Raw genomic sequence first — 4468 nt, 5'->3', positions numbered from 1 at the left:
CCTCCATACCCAGCCGACATGATGAATCAGATATTCTCCCCGATGGAAATCCCTCGCGATTCCATCAGGTCAGATTATGCTCTAGATGGGATGAAGGAGATTGCGGCCCGGCAGTCGGATGTCAACATCAACTGGCAGCTGCACGCCGGCGGCGCCATGGTCATTCTGTCAAAAATCAAGGCTGCATGGCCGAATACGGGCTTAGATCTTCTTTCGGGGTGGGACCCGTCTTGGCCAGCAGTCGCGGCGGAGGGCTGGGCAGAACCGGTAACCTTGGAAAAGGTACCTAACCTCGCTGACATCCCACAAAAACTACTCGTCAAAGACAACGCTGGGAACATCATAAACATCCCGCACAGTAACCTCTGGTTTCTGGCTATATCGAAAGGACACGACACCATTCCAGATAACCAAGGTCGAAGACCTTTTGGATCCTCGACTAAAAGGAAAGATTTGTTGGCCGGCACCCTCCCTGGGTTCTAACATGGCGATGGTTATGCTGGCGTTGCACAAAGGTGGCGACGAAAAAAACCTGGAGCCGGCGTGGGAATTTGTGAAGGATCTCGCGCGTACCGGCAATATTGGGCGCGTTGCAAATTCCGATCAAGATCTAACCACGTCCATAAGTTCGGGTGAAACCTGTATTATTGGCGCCGCGCAATTCATCGCGATGGAACTGGCTCGCAACTTCGACCTCCAGTATCTCAACAAAATGGACAAGGAGACAGGATTCCGGACGTTTGTTTACGCAGAAGGGTGGTGCGTTTTGAAAGGCGGGCACACCGATGCCGCATTCGAATTCGCCAACTTTGCAATCGATCCAGAGAACAACTCCCAGTTTAATAAGCACATCGCTGGTGTGCCTGCCAACGCAAAGTCGGAGATATCCGACGAATTGAAACCTTTCGCGTTCAACAACGAAGAAATGGACCGTTACGCTTACCTCCCGGACTGGTCGTATCTCTCGGGACAAACCAATGAGTGGATGAAGCGCTGGGAACAGCAAATCGCGCCTTTGCTCTAACTCATGCACGTGCGGACACCTACGCCCTTAGCTGCCTAGCTTCTGAAACAAACTGTGAAACCTGGATCCAATCGATGACCGAATTAAAAGAGCGTGAACCTGTCGGTAACGTGACGGAGGGCATTTTAGAATTCGACGGAAAGCGCTATCTGGGCGGCCGCGCATCAGATCCGCGCAACCTTGGCTGGATGCGCGGTTCGCCCCCCCGGCAGAAAAGCGTATACCGTTGGAAGGAGATGCTGTCTTAGCCTTCCCGCAATTTCGCTGGTCGCTATCACACATGCGTGAGCTTCGTCAGACGGTCAACGTTTGGCGCGGTCGGGGCGGACCGTCGCAGCTTGAGCGCAGCGACAAGTCTTCCGAAATCGATGCGCTCACCTTCACCGACATCGATGGTCGCACCCACCGTTTCGATGAGGCGCTAATCGACACCTACGCCGACGGTATATTGGTGCTGCATCGAGGGCGCATCATATACGAGCGATACTTCGGCGCACTCGAGCCGCACTTACAACATTCGTGTCAGTCAATCACAAAGTCATACGCGGGCACGCTAGCCGCAGCGTTGGTGCACGAAGGGTTCTCGACGACCTGAAGACGATATCGCAGTATGTGCCCGAATTGCGAGGCACAGGGTGGGAGGATGCTACACTTCGCCAAGTCATGGACATGCAGACTAGACTAGAAGCCAGCGTCAGCGACACCAGCGTCTGGCAGTTGGCGTTCTTGCCAAGCGCCGAGGCATCTTGCGGCGCGACACCGACCGAGTGGCGCCCCCTTCTTGGGGAGCGCGGTGCCGTCCACGATCAGCCACGCATCGTTCCCGCCAACTTGTCTGTCGGCCTGCGCAAGGAGCACCTTCTCCAGCGGCGCAGCATCCCACACGCCGCTCGCGATGAAGTGGTGCAGTTGGTCATAGTTGACGCCTGCGTCGCGCGCCGCCATCGGTTGAATGCTCTTGCGATCCCCAAGGCCAATCAGCCCAGCAATATAGGCCGGACACATCCGCGCACGCGTCTTGTGCCTCAACGCCGAGACGAACGGCTCAAGCCACTGCTCCAGATCGACTTGCCAATCCCTGTTCATGGCCGGCCCCTCCAACAGCCGACCTCTCATGAATCACGCAAAACCGCTCTTGGGAATCTGGAGGCTTCTGTGAGGTCCGTGGGCACGAGCGTGGCATGCGGGCTCGGCAGCGGACCTCATTGCAAGCCGGATTGAGCGAAGCCGCGGGGCGATCTGGCGCTATGGGGATTGTAGCCTGGAGGGGCAGTCGGGATCGTGACGGACGAGTTCTCGAAGGTCCCCCTGGATGGGATGGTGGCGGCTCACAGCCGTATAGGCAAGGAAGTTTTGGCGTTGGTTGGGCTCAGCGTCATCGCAACGCTGGCCGTCATCAGGCCGGCAGTGTCCACCTGCATGAGGCGGGTCAAAACCCCGCATGCCGGCGCGCATTGCGGCCGATGCTGTACGCAGTGACCTGGACGCGTTGGGCGCGATCATGACGTGTCGTTCCGGGGAGGAGGCGCTTGTCCGCACCGCCAGATGCCCAGTGTGACCATCTGGCCACCGCAACAGAGGCAGCGGTGAGTTGTCGAGAGGGCGCTGGCGACGGCGCCTTCGTCTCCAGGTGCAGCATCCTTCTGCAACGGAGCGTCCAGCAACCTGCGACACAATTCGAGCTTTGCGGCACGATGGCCGTTGGCGAGGAAGCCGTAGTGGCGGATACGATGGAAGCCATCCGGCAGGGTGTGCAGCAGAAAGCGTCGGATGAACTTATATGGGGATAGTCAAGGGGATCGGTCAGTATGGCTGCATTTCGACCCTCCTGATACAATTTTTGCAGATCCGGTATGAGCTCAGCTTCATGACGCGGTTCGCGAACGAACCCGATCCAACTTATATACGGTTAGCGGCCGAAGCGGCTAGACCAACATCCCGCGTGCGGCGGATTTGAGCTCAAGGCAGCGACACCGTTCTCGTCGGACGGCTTGAGAGCCATATTCATCCTCGGTTCGCCTCCCGGATCTACCAGGACACTTGTCCTTCGGTAGATTATTTACAGTGATGTAATTGGGTCATGCCGACATCACTGCGCCTTCGATGACAACCCCGGCATTTGATGTACTTCCAAAGGGCGACAAACAGCTTGCGGGCGAGAGCGACAATCGTCGATTTTTTGTAGCGCCCTTCGTTCTTCGTTACCCTCGCCTTGAACCAGCGGCTAAGCTCTGAATCTGGCTGATGGCGCACCCAAAGCCACGCCAGTTGGACAAGCGTCGTTCGCAGTCGAGGGTTGCCCGCCTTGGATACGCCTTGATCGCGATCAACCTGACCGCTCTGCCATGGCGTCGGTGCGAGACCAGCATACGCGGCCACCTGCCGTCGGTTATCGAACTGTCGTGATAGCCCTTCGGACCATAAAATGGCGCCGAACTCCGGGCCAACACCTCGGAGGTTAAGTAACAACGCTGGGGCAGGTGACGATGCCGACGCGGCGGCAAGCATAAGGTCGCGCTCAGCATCGACCTGTTTGATTTGCTCAATCAGCAGTTCGATGAGATCGAGTTCACGGCTGATTTGGGCTTTCAGCGCCGCTGGCAGCGGTCGACCATCCCCGGTCGCAAGGTCGTCCAAGCGCTTCCGCCGGTCGCGCCGCAACGGTTCGTATCCCGAGATACCTTGACCGAACAAGCAGGCCCTTTACCCTGTTGACGTGGCGGACACGCTCGTTTGTCAGCGCTTTACGCTCACGCACCAAGCGGCGGCGGTCTTCTTCTTCCGGGGTTGGGACCCGAAGCATTGCACAAACCCGCGGCTCGCCGCGTTTGTAAGCCAACAGTGCTCGGACCAGGGCCTCATCGTCGATCCTGTCAGTCTTCGCCCGCCGGCGGCGGCGAGACGTAGCAATCGACGCGGGATCGACGACATAACTCTCGATCCCTTCACGTTCGAGGATTCTGTGAATCCAGAACCCATCGAGACCAGCCTCCTGAACTGATACCATCCGAAAGCTTCGACCGGTGCGCGCCTTGGCTTTGCGCTGCAGCTCAGCGAAACGCGCCAGCAATGCCGGAACATCGCTGCCCGCCACGATATGCTTCGACATCTTCTCGCCCGCCCCGGGCGAAAGTGACGTGATTAGCCATTTCGATCTCGAGAGTTCCAACGACACGAAGATTGCGGCAAGATCGACTCGAATAGCGGCTGGAGCTTCTTTACGGCTGGCTGCAACTGGCATTGCGGACCTCCTGAGGGTTGGTGGGCGACATCACACTCTGCCGAAGCGGTGGTCGCTATTCACTCCCCATGGGATCTCGTGCGCATCGAGCGTCATGACCTTCGACTTGCCGCGTTGGCGATAATCGCTCCAGCGGAACGCGACCTTGCCGTCAGCCATGCTGATCAGGCGAGAGTTGGCGATGGCGACACGGTGGGTGTAGC

3 protein-coding genes and 5 pseudogenes are annotated in these 4468 nt (G+C 58.0%); 4 read left to right on the top strand and 4 right to left on the bottom strand.

Annotated features, from left to right (window positions below):
- From NKH95_RS33120 to NKH95_RS33105, 4 genes and pseudogenes are all read left to right on the top strand, one after another.
- Positions 1–483 (top strand): annotated as a pseudogene (locus NKH95_RS33120) (hypothetical protein); the annotation flags it as partial.
- The gene (locus NKH95_RS33115; protein WP_352894560.1) at positions 407–1024 is read left to right on the top strand and encodes an extracellular solute-binding protein; all 618 of its coding nucleotides are present in this window, start codon (positions 407–409) and stop codon (positions 1022–1024) included. The pseudogene NKH95_RS33120 and the gene NKH95_RS33115, both read left to right, overlap by 77 nt.
- A 74-nt stretch (positions 1025–1098) precedes the next feature.
- Entirely contained in the window at positions 1099–1272 is a 174-nt protein-coding gene (locus NKH95_RS33110) for a hypothetical protein (protein WP_352894559.1), read from the top strand.
- A 32-nt stretch (positions 1273–1304) separates the two neighbouring features.
- Positions 1305–1619 (top strand): hypothetical protein, encoded by a 315-nt coding sequence (locus NKH95_RS33105; RefSeq protein ID WP_352894562.1) that lies wholly within the window; start codon positions 1305–1307, stop codon positions 1617–1619.
- Between the two features lie 58 nt (positions 1620–1677).
- On the opposite strand, the pseudogene NKH95_RS33100 reads toward NKH95_RS33105, so the two are convergent.
- The 4 pseudogenes from NKH95_RS33100 to NKH95_RS33085 all read right to left on the bottom strand — a co-directional run.
- A pseudogene (locus tag NKH95_RS33100) lies at positions 1678–2147 on the bottom strand (transposase); the annotation flags it as partial.
- A 376-nt stretch (positions 2148–2523) separates the two neighbouring features.
- Positions 2524–2814, bottom strand: a pseudogene (locus NKH95_RS33530) (transposase); the annotation flags it as partial.
- Positions 2815–3102: 288 nt separating this feature from the next.
- A pseudogene (locus NKH95_RS33090) lies at positions 3103–4265 on the bottom strand (IS110 family RNA-guided transposase).
- 75 nt (positions 4266–4340) lie between these two features.
- Positions 4341–4468 (bottom strand): annotated as a pseudogene (locus NKH95_RS33085) (transposase); the annotation flags it as partial.

Source organism: Mesorhizobium sp. M0848, from assembly GCF_040319805.1.
GTDB lineage: Bacteria > Pseudomonadota > Alphaproteobacteria > Rhizobiales > Rhizobiaceae > Mesorhizobium.
This window is presented reverse-complemented; position numbering and strand designations above follow the sequence as displayed.

What these genes read in the sequence shown, in the direction of transcription:
- NKH95_RS33110 (WP_352894559.1), top strand. Translation starts at nt 1,099, where the DNA reads ATGACCGAATTAAAAGAGCGTGAACCTGTCGGTAACGTGACGGAGGGC.
- NKH95_RS33105 (WP_352894562.1), top strand. Translation starts at nt 1,305, where the DNA reads ATGCGTGAGCTTCGTCAGACGGTCAACGTTTGGCGCGGTCGGGGCGGA.